The sequence below is a fragment of the Halolamina salina genome (assembly GCF_042678005.1).
Classification (GTDB): domain Archaea; phylum Halobacteriota; class Halobacteria; order Halobacteriales; family Haloferacaceae; genus Halolamina; species Halolamina salina.
The window spans coordinates 7,665-25,780 of record NZ_JBHUDH010000053.1 but is presented as its reverse complement, the minus strand read 5'-3'; the positions used below and the strand labels follow the sequence as shown (position 1 = coordinate 25,780).

Annotated in this window: 20 protein-coding genes and 1 pseudogene; 6 read left to right on the top strand and 15 right to left on the bottom strand. The window is 68.2% G+C overall.

Features of this window, described 5'->3' with window-relative positions; all coding sequences use genetic code 11:
• Window positions 1–226 (top strand): annotated as a pseudogene (locus ACFR9S_RS06455) (hypothetical protein); the annotation flags it as partial.
• A 42-nt stretch (window positions 227–268) separates the two neighbouring features.
• Window positions 269–1,606 carry a class-III pyridoxal-phosphate-dependent aminotransferase gene (locus ACFR9S_RS06450; RefSeq protein WP_379731966.1) on the top strand — a complete coding sequence of 446 codons (1,338 nt, stop codon included), beginning with the start codon at window positions 269–271 and terminating at the stop codon, window positions 1,604–1,606.
• 161 nt (window positions 1,607–1,767) lie between these two features.
• On the opposite strand, the gene ACFR9S_RS06445 is transcribed toward ACFR9S_RS06450, so the two are convergent.
• On the bottom strand, window positions 1,768–2,088 hold the full coding sequence (locus tag ACFR9S_RS06445; RefSeq protein WP_379731967.1) for a hypothetical protein: 321 nt from the start codon (window positions 2,086–2,088) through the stop codon (window positions 1,768–1,770).
• 117 nt (window positions 2,089–2,205) lie between these two features.
• Complete coding sequence (locus tag ACFR9S_RS06440) at window positions 2,206–4,653, bottom strand: efflux RND transporter permease subunit (protein ID WP_379818295.1); 2,448 nt, start codon at window positions 4,651–4,653, stop codon at window positions 2,206–2,208.
• Window positions 4,654–4,887: 234 nt separating this feature from the next.
• On the opposite strand from ACFR9S_RS06440, the gene ACFR9S_RS06435 reads away from it, so the two are divergent.
• Window positions 4,888–5,832: an HhH-GPD family protein gene (locus ACFR9S_RS06435; RefSeq protein ID WP_379730873.1), complete on the top strand. Its 945-nt coding sequence runs from the start codon at window positions 4,888–4,890 to the stop codon at window positions 5,830–5,832.
• A 30-nt stretch (window positions 5,833–5,862) separates the two neighbouring features.
• Here the strand turns inward: ACFR9S_RS06435 and ACFR9S_RS06430 are convergent, their stop codons facing one another.
• The 9 genes from ACFR9S_RS06430 to ACFR9S_RS06390 all read right to left on the bottom strand — a co-directional run bounded on the left by ACFR9S_RS06430 (window position 5,863) and on the right by ACFR9S_RS06390 (window position 12,802).
• Window positions 5,863–6,414 (bottom strand): cob(I)yrinic acid a,c-diamide adenosyltransferase, encoded by a 552-nt coding sequence (locus tag ACFR9S_RS06430; RefSeq protein ID WP_379730874.1) that lies wholly within the window; start codon window positions 6,412–6,414, stop codon window positions 5,863–5,865.
• A gap of 227 nt (window positions 6,415–6,641) precedes the next feature.
• Window positions 6,642–7,772 (bottom strand): hypothetical protein, encoded by a 1,131-nt coding sequence (locus ACFR9S_RS06425; protein WP_379730875.1) that lies wholly within the window; start codon window positions 7,770–7,772, stop codon window positions 6,642–6,644.
• Window positions 7,773–7,859: 87 nt separating this feature from the next.
• Complete coding sequence (locus tag ACFR9S_RS06420; RefSeq protein ID WP_379730876.1) at window positions 7,860–8,183, bottom strand: antibiotic biosynthesis monooxygenase family protein; 324 nt, start codon at window positions 8,181–8,183, stop codon at window positions 7,860–7,862.
• Between the two features lie 90 nt (window positions 8,184–8,273).
• Complete coding sequence (locus tag ACFR9S_RS06415) at window positions 8,274–8,936, bottom strand: helix-turn-helix domain-containing protein (RefSeq protein WP_379730877.1); 663 nt, start codon at window positions 8,934–8,936, stop codon at window positions 8,274–8,276.
• A gap of 150 nt (window positions 8,937–9,086) precedes the next feature.
• The gene (locus ACFR9S_RS06410) at window positions 9,087–9,713 is read right to left on the bottom strand and encodes a hypothetical protein (protein WP_379730878.1); all 627 of its coding nucleotides are present in this window, start codon (window positions 9,711–9,713) and stop codon (window positions 9,087–9,089) included.
• A gap of 101 nt (window positions 9,714–9,814) precedes the next feature.
• Window positions 9,815–10,105 (bottom strand): hypothetical protein, encoded by a 291-nt coding sequence (locus ACFR9S_RS06405; RefSeq protein WP_379730879.1) that lies wholly within the window; start codon window positions 10,103–10,105, stop codon window positions 9,815–9,817.
• Window positions 10,106–10,107: 2 nt separating this feature from the next.
• Window positions 10,108–11,283: a DUF2249 domain-containing protein gene (locus ACFR9S_RS06400; protein WP_379730880.1), complete on the bottom strand. Its 1,176-nt coding sequence runs from the start codon at window positions 11,281–11,283 to the stop codon at window positions 10,108–10,110.
• 64 nt (window positions 11,284–11,347) lie between these two features.
• Complete coding sequence (locus ACFR9S_RS06395) at window positions 11,348–11,815, bottom strand: metal-dependent transcriptional regulator (RefSeq protein WP_379730881.1); 468 nt, start codon at window positions 11,813–11,815, stop codon at window positions 11,348–11,350.
• 90 nt (window positions 11,816–11,905) lie between these two features.
• Window positions 11,906–12,802, bottom strand: a complete 897-nt coding sequence (locus tag ACFR9S_RS06390) for a hypothetical protein (protein WP_379818294.1) — start codon at window positions 12,800–12,802, stop codon at window positions 11,906–11,908.
• A 255-nt stretch (window positions 12,803–13,057) separates the two neighbouring features.
• On the opposite strand from ACFR9S_RS06390, the gene ACFR9S_RS06385 reads away from it, so the two are divergent.
• The 3 genes from ACFR9S_RS06385 to ACFR9S_RS06375 are packed head-to-tail and all read left to right on the top strand — an operon-like array spanning window position 13,058 to window position 15,009.
• Complete coding sequence (locus ACFR9S_RS06385; RefSeq protein ID WP_379730883.1) at window positions 13,058–14,059, top strand: hypothetical protein; 1,002 nt, start codon at window positions 13,058–13,060, stop codon at window positions 14,057–14,059.
• Window positions 14,052–14,336, top strand: a complete 285-nt coding sequence (locus ACFR9S_RS06380) for a sulfurtransferase TusA family protein (RefSeq protein WP_379730884.1) — start codon at window positions 14,052–14,054, stop codon at window positions 14,334–14,336. Before ACFR9S_RS06385 ends, ACFR9S_RS06380 begins: the two co-directional genes overlap by 8 nt.
• Window positions 14,329–15,009 carry a hypothetical protein gene (locus ACFR9S_RS06375; RefSeq protein WP_379730885.1) on the top strand — a complete coding sequence of 227 codons (681 nt, stop codon included), beginning with the start codon at window positions 14,329–14,331 and terminating at the stop codon, window positions 15,007–15,009. The genes ACFR9S_RS06380 and ACFR9S_RS06375 overlap by 8 nt, the downstream gene beginning before the upstream one ends.
• Before the next feature lie 33 nt (window positions 15,010–15,042).
• On the opposite strand, the gene ACFR9S_RS06370 is transcribed toward ACFR9S_RS06375, so the two are convergent.
• Genes ACFR9S_RS06370 through ACFR9S_RS06355 form a run of 4 tightly spaced genes read right to left on the bottom strand, consistent with a single transcriptional unit; the run spans window position 15,043 to window position 17,871 of the window.
• A complete protein-coding gene (locus ACFR9S_RS06370; protein WP_379818293.1) occupies window positions 15,043–15,696 on the bottom strand; it encodes a rhomboid family intramembrane serine protease in 654 nt (217 codons plus the stop codon).
• A 3-nt stretch (window positions 15,697–15,699) separates the two neighbouring features.
• On the bottom strand, window positions 15,700–16,209 hold the full coding sequence (locus ACFR9S_RS06365; RefSeq protein WP_379818292.1) for a hypothetical protein: 510 nt from the start codon (window positions 16,207–16,209) through the stop codon (window positions 15,700–15,702).
• 49 nt (window positions 16,210–16,258) lie between these two features.
• Entirely contained in the window at window positions 16,259–16,690 is a 432-nt protein-coding gene (locus ACFR9S_RS06360; protein WP_379730992.1) for a histone acetyltransferase, read from the bottom strand.
• Window positions 16,690–17,871 carry a redox-regulated ATPase YchF gene (locus ACFR9S_RS06355; RefSeq protein WP_379818291.1) on the bottom strand — a complete coding sequence of 394 codons (1,182 nt, stop codon included), beginning with the start codon at window positions 17,869–17,871 and terminating at the stop codon, window positions 16,690–16,692. Before ACFR9S_RS06355 ends, ACFR9S_RS06360 begins: the two co-directional genes overlap by 1 nt.
• Between the last annotated feature and the right edge of the window lie 245 nt (window positions 17,872–18,116).

Genomic DNA, 18,116 nt, shown 5'->3' with positions numbered 1-18,116 from the left:
CCACTGGACGATCGGCGAGGGCGGCGTGAGCCTCGGGCCGGGGGTCGTGCTCCTGCTCGTGATCGCCGTCCTGCTCGCGTCGGGATCGAGCATCGCGGTCAAGGCCGGGCTCACCCTCTCGGGGCCGCGGCGGTTCGCCCGCTCGGTGGCTATCTGGTCGGTGCTACTGCTGGCCGTCACCGCGGCGGTGGCGGGGGCGGCGATCCTGTTCGGGCCGGGGTTCTGAGCGGACCGCCAGCTTAACAACAGCCCCTCCGCTCTCTCAAGCATGGACCGGGACACTGCGGAGCCGGAGGTCACCGACCTCCCCGGCGACCGAGCCACGGAGTGGGTCGACTACCACCACGAGTTCGCGGCACCGAGCACGTACGTCTACGAGTTCGTCTGGGACCACACCGCGCCCGCCGAGGGTCCGTTCTGTACCGACGTCGACGGCAACGTGCTGATGGACTTCACCAGCCACGTCGCCGCGGCGCCGCTGGGGTACAACAACCCCAAGATCACCGAGCCGCTCTCGGAGTTCGACCTGTTCGACCCGGTGAAGATCGCCGGACAGGACTTCTACGCCTCCGACGGGAAGCCGCCGGGCGAGGGGCTGCCCGGCGCCGCAGGGCTGATGGATCGCATCACCGCCACCGCCGAGGAGTTCGGCATGGACACCGTGTTCCTCTCGAACTCCGGCGCGGAGGCGGTCGAGAACGCGATGAAGATCTCCTACGACCACACCCCCCTCGGGAAGTACGCACTCACCTTCGAGGGCGCGTTCCACGGCCGGACGCTCGGCACGCTCTCGCTCAACCGCTCGAAGGAGGTGTACCGCCGTCGCTTCCCCGAGATCGCGTCTGTGCACGACTTCCCGTTCTGTGCCTGTGACGGCGCGCCCGAGGACTGCCAGTGTGGCTACTTCGCGGGCGGCACCTCCGCGCTGCGCTCGAAGCTCGACCCGAAGACGGGCCACGTCAACCCCGAGGAGGTCGCGTTCCTGATCATGGAGCCGATCCAGGGCGAGGGCGGTTACCGCTTCCCCAGCGAGGCGTTCGCCCGCGACGTGGCCGAGGTCACCGAGGAGCACGACATCACGCTAATCGCCGACGAGATCCAGTCCGGCCTCGGCCGCACCGGCGAGTGGTGGGCCTCCGAGCACTACCCGTTCGACCCCGACGTGATCACCTCCGCGAAGGGGCTGCGCGTGGGCGCGACCGTCTCCGATTCGGAGATCTTCCCCGAGGAGACGGGGCGGCTCTCCTCGACGTGGGGCGCGGGCGACATCGTGGCCGCCGCCCGCGGCGCGTTCACCATCGACGCCATCGCGGAGTACGACCTGCTCGACAACGCGACCGAGCGCGGGCAGCAGTTCCAGGAGATCCTCCGGGACGCCGACCTCGACGGCGTCACCAGCGTCCGCGGCAAGGGCCTGATGCTCGGAATCGACTTCGAGTCGAAGGAGCTGCGTGACGATATCGTCGACGCCGCCTTCCAGCGCGGCCTGCTGCTGCTTGCCTGCGGGCAGAAGACGATCCGCGTGCTGCCGCCGATGGACGTGACCGAACGCGAGATCGAGCTCGGTGCGGAGCTGTTCGTCGACGCGGTCGAAGCCGCGAACTGAGCGTCTGCGGTTGCGACTTGAGGCGGAACTCCTGTTCTCATCCTCCGCGAGCGAACGCAGTGAGCGAGTGAGACGACGAGCGACCAACGGGAGCGAGTCGGCTGGTGGCCGAGCTTTTGCCAGGGAGCGAGTGAAACGAGCGACCGCAGCAAAAGGTCGGGCTACATGTTGTACCGCCGGTCCTCGTCGCGCTCGGGGTACTGATCGGCGCCGGTCATCTCCTCGTAGGTCGCGCCCGCGAGGTACTCGTCGTAGGTCACGTCGTAGCCGGTCCGGAGGTGGAAGTCGAGGTCGCCGCTGCTGACGGCCTGCTGGAACAGCGCGTGGACGCCGCGGCGCAGGAGTTCGTCGGTGTCGGTGCCCATCGCTGCCGACAGCATCGCGAGCTCGTTCCGTGTCTCCGGGTCGAGGTCGACGGTCGTCTCCTCGCCCAGCGCGGCGTAGTTCGCGGTCACGTTCTCGTCGAGATCGTCGAGGCTCATGCCCGACGGTTCGGCGGGAGGGGAATACGGCTTGTGGCTCGCTCGCCGGTGATGGGCAACCGGGGTGGGATGGCTCGTTCGCCGGCATCGGTCGGGCAGCGCGGGGGCTTACGGTCCTCAGTCCTGTGGGATCTCGGCCGGAGTCGCCGCGGTCGCGACGCTCGCGGGGACGTAGCGGTCCCAGAGGGTCAGCAGGCTCGGCAGGACGAGGACGCTCATGGCGAACGCCGTCGTCATGGCGACGACCACGATCGCCCCGAAGCTCTGGAGCTGGGGGTGGGGAACGAGCGCGATGGTGGCGAACGCGCCCGCTGAGGTGAGCGTGCTGCCCAGCAGCGCGCCACCGGTTCCGGTGACGGCGGCTTCGAGCGCCTCGAACGTGCCCGCGCCGGCGCGGCGTTCGTCGGCGAAGCGGTCGCCGACGTGGATGTTGTAGTCGACGCCCAGCCCGATGACCAGGCTCATCAGCAGCGCGGTCAGCAGCGTCAGCGGGATCGAGAGGACGGCCATTCCGCCGATGACGAGCCCGAGCACCAGTGCTATCGGGACCGAGACGACCAGCCCGAGCGTGGCGCTGCCGTGCATGTACTCGAACACGGCGGCCAGCGTCAGCGTGATGGCCGCGAGCGCGAGCACCATCGTCGTGAGGATCCCGCCGACGACCTCGCCGAGCACCGCATCGTTGACGGCGAGGTTCCCGACGACGGTCGCGGTCCGATCGTCGCCGTCGGCCATGCGGTCGGCGCCCTCGGCGAGCTCCGGGACGACGTCACTGGCATCGGCGTAGTCGGCGTCGAGCGATAGGGTCACGAGCAGGGACTCGTACTCGCCGTCGTCCCGCTCGATGACGCTGCTCGCGACCTCGCTGTCCGCGGCGTAGAACGCGTCGTACACCCCTTCCAGGTTCCGATCGGGCACGCCGTCGCCGTCCGTGTCGGCGTCGTCGAGGACGGCCGCGAACGAGTCGTTCCGCGCGGCGACGGACTGCATCGCCGTCACGGGCGAGCGGACCCCGGGGGTATCCGCGCGATCGACCACCAGCCCTTGCTCGTCGATGTAGTCGACGCCGCGCCGGAGATCCTCGAGCGTGTCGTCGCTCGTGACCTCGCCCTCTATCAGGATCGGCTCCTGTGTGGCAGCCTCGGCGCTGGCGGGCTGGTACACCTCGTCGACGTGTTGGCTCCGTTCCGGGACGGGGTGGGGGTCCCAGCCGATCGGGTCCGGCAGCTCCTGTTTCCACTCCGCGACCACGCCGTCGTTCTGCTGGTAGCTCTCCTCGTCGAGGTCCGCCCACGCGACGCCGCCGGCGCTCCCGACGACGAGTGTAAGGACCAGCACGGCCGGCGCGGCGCGCCGTGCGACGGTCACCGCCTTCGTGAGGGCCGGCCGGAGGTAGCGCCCGTGACCGAGCGCCCGCTTGTGGCGGTCGATCCCGGCGCGTTCGAGCAGCCCGTCGACTTCGATCTTGAGCGCGGGGACGACCGTGAGGAAGATCAGCAGCGCCGAGACGACGCCGAGCGTGATCGACACGCCGAGATCGCGGATCAGCGGCAGCGGGTTCGAGAGGTTCGCGAGAAACCCGATGGCCGCGGTGACCGTGACGAGCACTAGCGCCGTAGCGACGAGGCTCACGCCGCGACGCATCGGTTCGCGGATCGCCTCCGCCTCGCCGCGCTGTTCGCGGTAGCGGTTGAACACGTGGAAGCCGTAGTCGATGCTCAGCCCGGCGACCAGCACCACCGGGATGATGCTGGTCATGCCGGCGGCCACGCCGAGCCAGCCGAGCAGGCCGAACATCCACACCACCGAGAGGGCGACGCCGACCATGCCGACGACCACGTCGACGAGGTCACGGTACGCGAACCCGAGCACGACGAGGATGAACGCCAACGCCGCCGGCACTACAAGTTCGACCATCTCCCCGAAGAAGTGGCTCCTGGCGTCGCGCATGGCCGCAGAGTTCACCACGAAGAAGCCGGCGGCGGAGCGCTCGCTCGCGCTGTGGTACAGCGCCGCGGTCGCGTTGTCGACGGTCCCGTTGCCGGCGTCGGCGTCGAACGCGACGAGCAGCCGGCGGTCGGTCGCGGTCGTCTCGTTCCGCCCGTGATCCGCGGGCAGGTAGCGCAACGCCCGCGGATCGTTCGACAGCGTCCGGCCGACCAGCCGTTCGACCTCGGCGGGCGTCGCGCCCTCGAGCGCCCGGATCTGCTCGTCGAACGAGGCGTTCGGGCTGCCGGCCGCACGCTTCGCGACGAGGTTCGAGAGCCCCGTGACGCCGTCGTCGTGGAGGGCGGCGTCGATCGTCTCGTTCTCGCGTATCGTCCGTTGGTAGCGTAGCCCGGCGAGTAGGGAACTCTTCGAGAGGACGTTGCCGTCGTCGTCCCGGACGTACACGGCCTCGAAGCTGCGGTCCGGGCCGTCGTCGGACCCGCCGAACTGGCTCTGTGCGTACTGTGCCTTCTGCACGCGCTCGACGTCGTCGAACGCGTCGGCGTCGGCGCCGGCCTGACTCCCCGTGTCGAGCTGGGGGATCCCGGCGACCACCACCCCCGACAGGAGGACCATCACCAGCAACGTAAGCCGGGTGTGTCGCGTGACGAAACCGATCGCGTCCGACAGTCTGTCTCGTGACATCGTTCGCTGTGGGAGACGCTCCGACCGCCGCCAGCTTATAAATGGATCCAGGGCTGTCGAACCGGAACCTGGACGGAAGAGTTAAATATCGGAAACGTTCCCGGCGCGGACGACTCACGCCCCGCGACCGCGCCGTTTTAGCGACGCCGGTCCCCACCTCCGCGCATGACTGACGCCGACGGCGGCGCGAGCGCCGCCGACGCCTCCCTCCCCCCGGATCTGGATCTCGACGCCGTCCGCGAGGCGCTGATCGAGTGGTACGAGGCCGACCACCGGCCGTTCCCGTGGCGGCAGACCGACGACCCCTACGAGATCCACGTCAGCGAGGTGATGAGCCAGCAGACTCAGTTGGACCGGATCATCTCCGCGTGGGAGGATTTCCGCGAGCGGTGGCCGACCGTCGACGCCCTCGCCGACGCCGACCGCAGCGAGGTGGTGTCGTTCTGGACTGACCACTCGCTGGGGTACAACAACCGCGCGAAGTACCTCCACGAGGCCGCGAATCAGGTCGTCGAGGAGTACGGCGGCGAGTACCCCGAGGAGCCGGACGAACTCGAGGAGCTGATGGGGGTCGGCCCGTACACCGCCAACGCGGTCGCGTCGTTCGCGTTCAACAACGGGAACGCGGTCGTGGACACGAACGTCGAGCGGGTCACCTACCGCGCGTTCGACGTGCCCGACGACGACGCGGCGTTCGAGGCGGCCGCCAGCGAACTGATGCCAGAGGGCGAGTCACGGGTCTGGAACAACGCGATCATGGAACTCGGCGGCGTCGCCTGCACGAAGTCGCCCAACTGCGACGAGGCTGGCTGCCCGTGGCGCCGGTGGTGTCACGCCTACGAGACCGGCGACTTCACCGCGCCGGACGTGCCCGAACAGCCGAGCTTCGAGGGGAGCCGCCGACAGTTCCGCGGGCGGGTCGTTCGACTCCTCGGCGAACACGACGAGATGGACCTGGACACGCTCGGCCACCGCATCCGGATTGACTACGCCCCCGACGGCGAGCACGGTCGGGAGTGGCTCCGGGGAATTCTGTCGGATCTGCGGAATGACGGGCTTGTCGCCGTCGACGAATCCGGCGGAGAGACGACCGTCCGCCTGCAGGGATAAGGAGGGGAACGGAGCGGCGACGTCTCCGCTTCAGTCCGGCTGCAGTTCGTACGTCGGTTGGTCCGGGATACTTCCCTCTCGGTGGTTGCTGAGGCGGGAGTACGTGTACAGGAGGTCCGAGAGCCGATTTAGATACGTCACGACGAGTGGATCGAGGGGCGCCGACATCTCGTCGAGCACGACAGCGCGGCGTTCCGCCCGGCGGCACACCGTACACGCGTGGTGTAACGCCGACCCGGTGTCCGTCCCGCCCGGGAGGAGAAACGAGTCCTGCTTCGGTAGCTCGGCCTCCGCGTCGTCGATCCACTCCTCGAGGAGTTCGACGTGTTCGTCCGTGATCTCCGGGGTCTCCTCGTGGCTCTCCGGATCCGCCAGTTCGGCCTGCAGGACGAACAAGTGGTTCTGGACCGCCTCCAGGGTGTCGTCGACATCGCCTGCGGGTGCCGGACGGACTCGGCCGAGCAACGCGTTCAACTCGTCGACGGTGCCGTAGGCCTCGATACGCGGATGCGTCTTCGAGACCCGGTCGCCGCCCCGCAGGTCGGTGTTCCCGTTGTCGCCTCGACCGGTGTAGACCGTCATCGGGTCACCTCCGCCGTTTGGGGTTTCGAACGGCGACTCGCGTAATCCGGGCGGAGTATCTGGGTTCCTGTGGCGGCTATCGCCGAATCACTCATGCGGGGAGGAGGCGCCGCGGGAACCGAACCAGTTCTCCCGAAGATGTTCACGGCCGCCGTTGTGGTTCGCCTACGGGGAACTCAGCGGTTCGTGTGTTCGCTGCGACGACCCCGTGAGAGGTCCATCGGAACTCACTCTCCGTTCAACCCCCATCGCAGTCGGCGGACCATCAGGTACGCGTACCCGCCGGCGCCAAGGAAGGAGAGAACCCCGCCCGCAATCGGGAGCCAGGGGAGTTCGACGGCCGTACCGAGTGCGTAGAGTCCGGTACCCGTTCCGAGGAGGAGGATCGTGGTCCGTCCGGACCGTTCGGTCGCCCCCGGGAACTGCCCGCTCGTCACGGGGAAGAACTGGTAGGCGTACCCCAGAACCGTCAGGAGCAGAAACCCGTTGAGCGCGCCGACGACGTGAACGCCGATAGCGAGAGGATCGAGAAAGCCCGTCACCCGGGCGACTGCGACGCCGACGGCGAGTACCCCGGCGAGCGCCCCGAGCCAGATGCCGGACAGGCCGACGCGGCGCCGGTCCGTTCGGGAGACGACGATCGTCACCGCGACGCCGTAGCCGACCATCGCGACTAGTTCGAGGCCCGCACCGACGACGAACCACGGCGGCCGGTAGAACGTCGTCGCCAGCAGTCCCGGAGCGATCCCGCCGGAGAGAAGGAGGAGGTACGTCAGCGGCCTGGGCGGCGCGACCCTGAAGAAGCCGGCCATGAGCTGAACCCCGAGCGCGAAGATCAGGAGTGCGACGAACCCCGTCGCGTAGAAGTGGACGACCGTCGGGAACGTGGGGGTGAGGGGTATCGGGAGGTCGAACGCGATCGAGAGGAGTACGACCGTCCCGGCGACGAGGTACCCGAACCCGACGGGGATCGCGACCGTCGCGAGACGCGTCGATCGTCGGGACTGCGTTCCCGAGAGACCCACGAGGTCCTGCGACGTTCCGAGGGCCGGACCGACGGTCCGGAGAAGCGTTGCGACGAAGACGGCGACCCCGATGCTCCAGCAGACGATCCCGGCGGTCATCACGATACGGCGCAGTCCGAACAGCTCGTGGGCGACGAGCAGCCCCGTCCCGACGTAGCTCGCGACGAACTGAACCCCGGGGAGCCGTCCGGTCGAGAGCGTCCGACCGACGTAGGAGGGGATCAGGAGGTACGCCATCCCGAAGACCATCGGGAGCACGGCGCCGAACAGTCCGAGGAGGGCGACGACCCGATAGCCGGCGTCGAACAGCCACGCCGCCTGGAGGCCGACCATGGAAACCGCACTCGCGACAGCGAAGCGGTGAGTCCACCGACTGACGCCCCCTGAGCCAACCATCCCTGTGATCAGAAGCCGCGCTCTCTAATCGGACTGTCCCACGTCGTCGGCCGGCTCCCGTTCGACGACCACCTCGTGGATCTCGACGTCGTTCGGCCGCTCGAAGGCGTCCGCCGCCGACGAGTTCTCGTGTGCGCGTTCGTACGCGCTCCCCTCACGCCAATCCTCGTAGTCGTCGATCGAGTCCCAGAACGTCATCGTGACGTGCCCCTCCGCATCGACCGGGGAGAGCACCTTCATCCCCCGAAACCCAGAGTGGTCCTCGATACCGTGGTCAGTCCGGAGCCGATCGAGAAAGGCGTCGATGCGTGCGTCGGGCACCTGAACCCGGTTCGAAACTACGATCATTACGGAGCCGGCTTCGCGTTCGACTCGCCCGTACAGAAAGCTACAGCCGCATATGTTCGTCCGATCCGGACCGCTGCTGGCGGGGAACTATCAGTCGGGAGACGCCGCGACTTCGGCCATGGCGTCGCGATCGTCGCTCCTGTACTGTTTCAACACTCGCCCCTCCGCTCGGTGGAGGATCTCGCTGCACGTCGACTTCGCCATGCCCAGTTCGTCCGCGAGGTTCACGAGCGTCGTCTCCCGCGGCGTGTCGTAGTAGCCGCGGTCGATCGCCTCGTCGAGGACCAACTGCTGCCGATCGGTCAGTAGCGGGTCCGAATCCACGTCCTGCTGGATCCGCTCGACGGTGTAGTGGATGCCGAACTCGTCGAGGGTTTCGCCGAGTTCGGAGAGCGTCTGCTGTGGGATGGTCGCTTCGAGCGTCATCTCGCCGCCCCGGACCTCGAACGGCATCTCGAGGGGGACGCCGGAGTCCTGCAACGCACTCAGTAGCAGCGGCACCGTCGTTTTGACCTGCACCCGACTCATTCCGGGCTCGGTTTCGAACACCGTCAGATCTGTCACCGAGTCGTAGCCGCGGATCTCCTCGCGGACGGCGTCGGGGTCGTCGCCGATGATCTCGATCCGGGCGACGCCCGTCGCCGTGTTGGCAGTCGCGGCGAGCACCCGGAAGCTCGTGTCGGGGTACGTCTGTGACAGCTCGCCGATCCAGACCGCGTCCGGGACCGTAATCGTGAGTTTTGCGTAGGGCATGGTTCTGGTGGCGCTCCGCCCCTCGACTCCGTCGCCCGAGGGGACCGAACGTCTTCGGTCGTAGTTTTAGCCGTACCTAAAAGTAAGTCAGCGCGAACATCTTCGGATCGCACCTAAGTAGCCGTCGAGGGGCGTGGGGGAGAGCGGCGTTCAGAACGGCGCGTCCGGCGACCCGCGACTGGGGCTTTCGTTCTCCATGCTCCGCTCCATCGGGTTCGATCCGACCTCGTCGCTCTCCTCCGGGACGACGGTCACGTTCTCGGTTTCGAGGTACTTCTCCTCGAGCTCCGCGAGCTGATCGTTGATTTCGGTGCTCTGGTGGTGCATCGGTGCGGCACGGACGCGAACGAGGTCGTACTCGTGCCGGTCGGAGAGACCGTTCCACGCCCGGAACGACCCGATCGTCAGCGTGTGCGTCTGCGGACAGAACGGCGTCGTCGGCGTGAACTCCGCCCGGAGGACGCGTTCGGCGTCCCCGTCGTCGATCGCGTCGTCGGCGTCCCCCCGCTCGACGGCGTAGCGGTAGCCGGCGTTTTTGTGGCGGGTGTCCAGATTCAGCCGGGCGAGGTTGTAGTTGAACGTCATGTCGTACACCTTCCGCTCCTCGAACAGTTCCCGCGTCAGGCGGTGGAACGCGAGGTGATCCAGCCCGTCAAGCACCGCGTGAGGTTCGAGAAACGGGCCGGGCGTCGGTGTGTCGTTCGGGACGAACTCGTCGTAGCCGTCGAACAGGTCCTCGTCGTCGTCCCCGCCGAACGGCGATGGGATGCTCGGCATACCGACCCGTTCGTCGTCGTCCGGGGTACAGTTGCTCCCGGAGATATTCGGGCGGTCGGTTTTCGATGGCGTGAGGCGCGGAACCGGTGAACGACCGGGTCCTACTCGTCCTCGTCGTCAGTTCGGACGTAGTACGGCCCGTCCCAGTTCCGCACCCAGTCCGGCGCCGACGGATGCGACTGCAACAGGTTCGCCTCGTACGATTCGTCGGCGAAGACGGCCCCGGTGTCGTCCGTGGCGTCTTCCCTGGGGACGGTGAACGACACCGGGTCGCTGTCGGGCGCGGGTACCAGCCGTTTCTTGTCCCAGTCGTGCGCCTCCCCAGGTGAATCGACCCACTCCTGCGGGTAGAACGTCACGCTGACCTCGGCGTCCGTCGACGGTTCGGCCATCGTCAGAACGGCGCCCCCGACTCCTCGGTCACCGCGTCGTCCGCGACCGCCGCTTTCCCGACGAGGACTCTGAACTCCTCGGGGTCGCGCTTTCGGTAGGACCAGTGGAACTCCGGCCCCGCCTCGGCCTCGAACTGGTGGTAGAGCGGCTTCGGATCGTGATCGTTCACGAGGACGAACCCTTCGCCGACGTCTAACTCCTCGTACGCCTCGAAGATCTGCTCGTGTCGCTGTGCCGGGGGGAGGTCTCTCACGTCAAGCTCCTCAGCGACCTTGACCGCCTCGTCGTCCGACGATTCTGCCACCTCGTCGTCCGATGATTCTGCCACCTCGTCGTCCGATGATTCTGCCACCTCGTCGTCCGATGATTCTGCCACCTCGTCGTCCGACGATTCTGCCACCTCGTCGTCCGATGATTCTGCCACCTCGTCGTCTGCCGTGGACGAACTATCGCCCTCGTGGGTTCCCTCTTTCGTGATCCGAACGCGACAGCGGCCGACCTTCGATTCGACGACCTCCCAACTGAACGACTCGCCGTACCGCTCGCGGAACTCTCGGTGGAGCGGTCGCGGTTCGTGAGGGGCGACGAGCTCCATCGTCCCGCCCTCCGGGATCATCCCGTAGCGATGGTGGATCGTCGGGTGGCGCTCCTCCTTGGGGATCTCGCGGACGTCGTACCGCGTGACGACGTCGTCCTCGGTTGGTGCGGAGTCGCCGGTCTTGGTCACCTCCACGCGCCACTCTCCGGACTCTCGGCTCGTGTACTCCCAGTCGACTATATCGCCGTGCATCGACCGGAGCTCGTGGTAGAGCGGTTTGGGGTCGTGGTCGTTCACGAGAACGAACCCCTCGCCGTCCCCGAGTTCGTCGAAGGTGTCGAGCAGCGCCTCGTGTCGGCGCTGTGGCTTCAGGTCGCGAACGTCGATCGTCCCCGCGGCGGCGTCGTCGAGCGCATCGCCGACGGTCAGCCGGAGTTCCCGCGGCTCCGCGTCGGGGTCCGCGTACTCCCAGTCCAGGCTCCGACCGCGTTCGATCTGGTAGCGGACCAGGTGTGAGTCGATATCCCGATCGGCGACGATGTCGAGGGAGTCGCCGGATTCGGACGCCTCCAACGCGTCGAACAGTTGTTCACGGTGTTCCGCTTCCGGCCGGTCGCGCAGATCGACCTGCGTACTCATTGCTGTAGTCGGTAGTCGTCGAGTAGCCGGATACACCCTCTGCCGAAGCGATTCGGGGGTCCGGTCAGGCGACACACCGTTCGGCGCCTCCCTCCGCCTCCGGGCAGCAGTTCAGACACTCCGATTCGACCAGATCACGGAGGCGGAACACGCCGTCTTCGGGCAACGCGAAGCTGATCTCGAGCGCCGTCTCCTCGTCGAGCGCCGCCCCGAGTACGGAGTCGAAGAACGTGGAGACGACGCAGAACCGCCACCGCGCTTCCGTGGCGAGGCTCTCTCCCCGGTCTGTCAGCGTCGCTCCGCGGTACTTCTCGTACTCGACGAACCCCCGACCGTCGAGCTTCGAGAACATCTCCGTGACGCTCGCCGGCGCCACACTCAGGTACTCCCGGAGCTCGCCGGTCGTAACCCGGCCGGTCCCCGACTCCGAGAGCACGGAGATGGCGAAGAGGTAGCGTGCCGTCCCGGGCTCGACGTCGGATAGCGACGGTGTGAACGACGGCGACGGCCCGGACTGTGTCTCTGAAGACATACCGCGTACTCTCCCAGCGACGTCGGAAAGCGTACTCCCGAATTTCTTCGGTTTCGACCGGTGCGCTCTGGCCGGCCCGACGGGCGACACTCACTCCGTTCGGGACTCCCTGATCCGGAGTCCGATGTGGCCGGTAGCCAACTGCGCCAGCTCCGGCTCCGCGCCGGTGTGGCGGCCGAACGCCGTATGAGCGAACGCCTGCCAGAGCACTCGTTCGGGGTAGGGTCGCCGTGACAGATCGACGCCCAACGCTTCCGCGAGGGCGGTGTCGTCGAGTTCGCGGGCTGCGGTCGGTATCGGTAGCGGGTTCGGGAGCTGGTCGACGTCGATGTCGAACGAGGGGAACAGCCGGTACGTCGCGCCGTGAGCCGGGTGGTGGAGTTCGCGCCGACCCGGGAACCGGACGCCGATCTCCGGGGTGACGCTCGTCGATTCGCCGTCCTCGCCGACGAGTTCGACGTGTCGTTCCTCGAGCGCAATCTGCCGGCGTTCCCCCGCCGCGATACTGTACTCGGCTCCGTCGACCGTCAGTTCGACCGCCGAGTCCGAACAGTTCTCGACGGAAACGTCGGGGACCGAGTACGACGACACGACCGTCGTCGTCGACTCGCCGCCGATCGTGCCGTCGACGGCGACCACCGTCCGGTCGTCGCCCCGAGTGACGAGCCGCGGAGCGTCCGCCGGGAGCGAACTGACTCCGCGGAGTTCGTGCGTCGTCGCACAGGCCAGTTCCCAGTCGCTCGGCTCCCCGGCTGACGACGCCATCGACGGCCGCCAGTAGAAGACCCGTCGAGTCCCGTCGAGTTCGTACGGAACGGCGTCGGGGAAGAACCGATCGCCGATCCCGGACGGTTCGAGCTCCGGGTGTTCGAGCTTCAGTTCGAGGTAGGGGAGCCGACGAACGATGGGTGACGGCAGTTCACCGGGCGACAGCCGCCGCCACTCGACGGTCTCTCGGGACCCGCCCGAAGGTGTCCGCTCGGTCATCGCACTCCCCTACGCTGTCAGTTCGGGAAAGCTCTCTCCCTGAGATGTTCGCGAACGCGTCCGGTGGTCGGTCCCGAGAGCAGAGGCTGTGATGTGCCACGTGTGACCGTCGCCGTACTTCGAACGTTCGGGTGGGGGCGAGCGACGCTGACGGCGCCCCCCGAGCGAGACGGCAAGTGCTCTCGCCCGAATATCTCCGCCCCGGTGCTTAGCTTTCGGCCGGGCTAACCCCTCGCCGAGGGGAGGCCACACCTCATGCCAGAACCCCAAACCGGAACCACCGCGGAACAGCCCGACGCCCTCTTCGACAGGTACACGCTTCCGAAAGTCGCCCTCGGCGTCATTCTGGCGGCATCGCTGGCCGGCACGTGGGTGACAGCGACCCTCGACGGGACCGCGACTCTCGCCGGTGCGGTGGCCAAGTGGCTGTACCTCGTCGGACTGGGCGTTCTCACTGGCGGACTCGTCTGGAAACACGTCTTCGTCCGACCCGCCGACCTCGGCGACGACGCCGCCGACTACTGCGCGGAGATGTACGATCGCTTCGACCGCATCGCGGCCGGCGCGACCGTCGTTCTGGCCGTCAGCGGGGCCGTAGTTCTCCGGGAGTACGTCGCCGTGTTCGGACCGACGACCGCCCTCGTCGGGTACGCCGCGTTGGTCGGCGCGCTGCTCGCGATGGCCCTCGTGCAGATACTTGGAAGCGAGGCTGTCGAACGGCAGTTCCGAACTCCGACGGGCGTCGTGACGCTCGGGCTCGCACTCGCGGTCGTCGTCGCGACGGCCGTCGCAGAGGTCGCGGTGACCGGCCTCGATCCTGCCGCAGTGGTGGTGCGCGTCCTCCACCTCGTGGCGTTCGCGGTGTGGGTCGGCGGTGCAGTGTGGAACATCTTCGTCGCCGTCCCGACGGGGCAGAAGCGGCCGACCGTCCCGGTCGTCCGAGCGGCCGGCGAGCAGCTCGAGCGGTTCCGCTGGGCGGTCCGGTTCGTCATCCCGACGCTGTTCCTGACCGGCCTCTACCAGGCCGTCGATGGACTCGGGGTGAACGCCGAGGCGTATCTGGGAAGCGCCGTCGGCCTGACGGTGCTCGCGAAGGTGGGGTTCATCGGCGTCCTCGTCGTCGTGTTCAAGCTCTGCCCGATGTGGCGGGCCTGTTCACCGATCGAGGGTGTCTGTGAACTCGACGAACTCGGCGGGGAGGGGACGGCGGATAGCGATCCGACCGCGGGTGGCTCGGAGGTGCGGAGCGATGACTGAGGCCACAGCACCGGACGCGGGAGCCGGCGTCGAACCCGACATGACCGTCGACAACCGCGGCCGCGGGTGTGCGAGCGGGATCGCCCGGGTCCAACGGGCGCTCGAAGACCTCCCGGAGGGAGCGGTGCTCGTGGTGAAAAGCACCGACAGACGGGCGAAACAGGAGTACCCACGGCTGGCGGAACAGACGCCACACGAACTGCTCGGCATCGAGAGCGAGCGCGGACGACTTCTCAGAAAGGAGTACACGACCTACCTGGAGATCCACCATGAGTAAGATCGATTCACCGACTGCCGACGGAACGGTACAGGCACCGACTGACACGCACTGGGAGCGTCTCCCCGAGGCGGACCCGATCCGGATCCGCGACCCGCTCGCCGAGGTTCTCGGAACGGTTCCGGCGGGTGAACCGTTCGTCCTGACGTTCGGTGACGTCGTGAAAGCCGCCGGACACGCCTGCCCGGCCGTCGCCGGTGCGTACCGGTCGACCCAACTCGCGCTCGAACGGCTCTACCCGGACACGCTTCCGGTACGCTCGGAGATCGAGGTCACCGTCGGGGGGAGTCCGGGGGACTCCGGACTCGGCCCGATGGCGAACGTCGTCCGGCACATCACCGGCGCGGCGGACGAGACGGGGTTCGCCGGCTTCGGCGGATTCGGGGGCCGCGAAAAGCTCCTGACGTTCGGCGAGGTGGACGCCGCCGGCCGGGCGTTCCGCTTCGAACGAACGGACGTCGATTCGGCGGTCGTCGTCTCGTTCGACCCGTCAGCGACCGGCGCGGATTCCGAGGGCGGCGGGCCGCCGATGCGGATGCTCTCGAAGCTCGTCGCTGGCGACGCTGACGAGGCGGAAGCCGCGACGTTCCGGGACCAGTGGCACGACCGCGTACAGGGGATCCTCGACGCGCCCCCCGGCGACGGCCCGTTCACGATCGAGGACACTGCGTAACCCCGCGGAGTTCGATACTTCCGTCGGAGCCGGTCAAGCTGTGTTCCGCCCGACCTCGACCAATGCGTAGCCGGCACCGAGGAGCATTCCCGTCAGGTGGGCGACGCCCGAGCTCTCCGGGGCAATCGCCGACGCGCCGACGAAGTCGTTCAGCAGCTGGAGCGTAACGACAACGGCCGCGCCCGACACCAGCCCGCGGCGCAGCGCCGGGCTCTCGACGGGGCCGCGCCCCCGCGCCAGCGCCACGGCGGCGAACGCGGTCGTGGCCTGTGCCGCGCCGCTGGCGCCGACGATCCCACCGGTGACGCCCGCGACGACGTACTGGGCGACCTGTGCCAGTATCCCGGCGACGCCGGTCGCGGCGAGGAAGCCGGCGTAGCGTCGCGCCCCCAGCGCGTGTTCGGCGATCGTCCCCCAGATCACCAGAAAGAGGAGGTTCGCTGTGAGGTGGTTCAGGTCGGCGTGACTGAGCACCGCGAGCAGCCACCCCGGCGAGGGCGACGCTCGCGCGACGAACCACGCCCCGAAGCGGTCCGCCCCGAACGCGGCGGCGAGCCACGGGGCGAGCGCGTGCCAGCAGAGCAACAGCGCGACGGCGCCCCACGTGACTGGGGCGCCGCCGAACCAGTCCCGCAGGTCCGCGGCGACCCGACGGGACGGTCGCTCCGGGTCGGGTTCGCGGACCATGGCCTACTCGTCGTTAGTCGCCTCCGGCTCCTGCCACAGCCCCTGTTCGGCGAACAGCTCCTTTCCGCGTTCGTAGGCGCCGAAGCCGTAGAGCCGCGAGGGACAGAGCACGTAGCGCCGTTTCACGCCGCCCTCCGAGCGGTAGCGGATCACGAACCGCGGCCGGGTCAAAAGCGGGAGCCCGTACTCGGGTTCGACGCTCTCGACGGCGTCGTACTGGATGCTGATCTCCTTCTCGGGCTGCCCGCCGTGGAGCCGCGACCAGACGAGCCACGCGAGCAGCAGCCCTACGCCGGCGCCGGAGAGCCACACCGGCAGCGTCCGGACCGCCAGCACGACGCCGACGACGACCGCGAGGCCGAACAGCGCGCCGCCCGCGCGCCGAACCGGGGGAATCTCCTCGTCGGTCAGCGCGTCGCGGAGCGTCCCCAGCGGGCTCCGCTCGCCGACCCGGATGCGGAGGCCGTCCTCCGCGACGATACAGCGGCCGTCCTTGGTGCGGAACTCGCCCACCACTGTGTTGTCGGTGGGAGAACGGCGGAATAGCGTTTTTGGGTCGCGCTCACTCCTCGGCGACCGCCCGACACCGCTCGACCCACTCGGTCCGGAACGTCTCGTCGCTCACCATCCGCCCGACGAGATCCGCGGGCCGACGGACGCCCTCGTCGATACACCAGCCGAGACACTCCCTGTAAATCCCCATCGAGAGCTCCTCCCTGTCGGGGTCACGGACGACCGGCACCGTCTCGGTGCCCGAGAGGACCGTCGCGAGTGCGCGCGTGTGGCCGTCCGCGAGCACGACCCGGCCCGGCTCGACCGTTCCGGGGTCGAGTCCAAGATCCTCGACAGGGTCCAGATACGGCAGCGGCTCCGGATCGGGGTCGTCGGCGTCCCACCACTCGAACACGCCGCGGAGCTTCGCGGCGCTCACGAGCAGTTGGCTCGGGTGGAGGTCGGCGAGCGGTCGCTGTTCGATTTTCTCACCGTCGGCCATCAGGAGGCGGTGGAGACGATCTTGATCACGTCACCCTCCTCGAGTTCGTGATCCTCGCCGATGCGCCGGCCCGCGCGGGCGTCGACGGCGTGGACGTAGCCGTCGCCGATGTCGGAGTGAACGGCGTAGGCGAGGTCTTTCGGCGTCGACCCCTCGGGCAGCAGGAACGCGTCGGGGAGGACGTTGCCGGTGCCGTCGGTCCACTTCGACTCGTTCTGGACGGGGTAGGCGGTGAGTCGGTCGAGCAGGCCGTACACCGCCTCGTTCAGCGACTGCTGGACGCCCGTGCCGCCGTGGTCGGCCATCGTCTCCCGAATCGTCTCGAGGCCCTGCTCCTGTTTCTCGCTCACGTCGCCGACGATCTCGAAGTCCTCGTCGCCGGGGTCGTAGTTCAGGATTCCCGCCTCGGCGCCGTTTCTGAGCGCGAGTTCTCCGTCGGCGGTGCAGGGGACGACCGGCTTGTCGGTTTCCCGTAGCGCCTCGACGTTCTCCTCGGGCGCGATGTCGATCTTGTTCGCGACGAGGACGATCGGCTTCGTGCGCGCTCGCAGATCGCGGGCGAGCGTCTCGCGGTGGTCGTCGGTCCAGTCCCGGGGGTTGTCGGGGTACTCCATCCCGCGGAGCGTCGCGGTCACGTCGTACTCGTCGGCGCCGAAGCCCGTGAGCAGGTCGTGCAGCGCCTCGTCGATGTCGAAGTCGGGCGAGCGGGACTTTCGCTCGACGGACTCCCAGTTGCGGTCGACGATGCCGGTGAGCCAGCGGTCCATCTCCTCCTCGATGAACGTGGCCTCCTCGGTCGGGTCGTACGTGCCGACCTCGACGGGTTCGCCCTCCTCGTCGGTCGCGCCGGCGGCGTCGACGACGTTGAGGATCACGTCGGCGTCGGTCAGCGCGTCGAGGAACTGATTGCCGAGGCCGCGGCCCTCGTGGGCGCCGGGGACGAGGCCGGCCACGTCGAGCAGTTCGACCGGGACGTAGCGCTTCCCGTCGCGGCAGTTGTCGCTGTCACAGCGCTGTTCGCGGTCGAGGCAGGGGCACTCGGTGCGGACGTGGCTGACGCCGCGGTTCGGGTCGATGGTGGTGAACGGGTAGTTGCCGCCGTCGACGTCGGCCATCGTGGCGGCCTTGAAGAACGTGGACTTGCCGGCGTTGGGTTTGCCGGCGAGCGCGACCGAGAGCATTTAGTTGGGGGTTGGTTCAGTGGACGGGAGGAACTGCCTTTCGGTCGATACTGGGGATTCTGAGTTGGGAAGGTGGTAGACTCTCTATCCGCTCGCACCGGGCACAGTGGCGTATGGTGAGTAAACAGGATCAGCAACACCGTGAAAGCCCCTGGCGGCTCGACTCCCGGGACTCGCTTCGCTCCTCAGTCGCTTCGCTCCCTGCGGTGCTTGCGTCGTCCGGGTTCGTCGAGCCGACAGCCCCT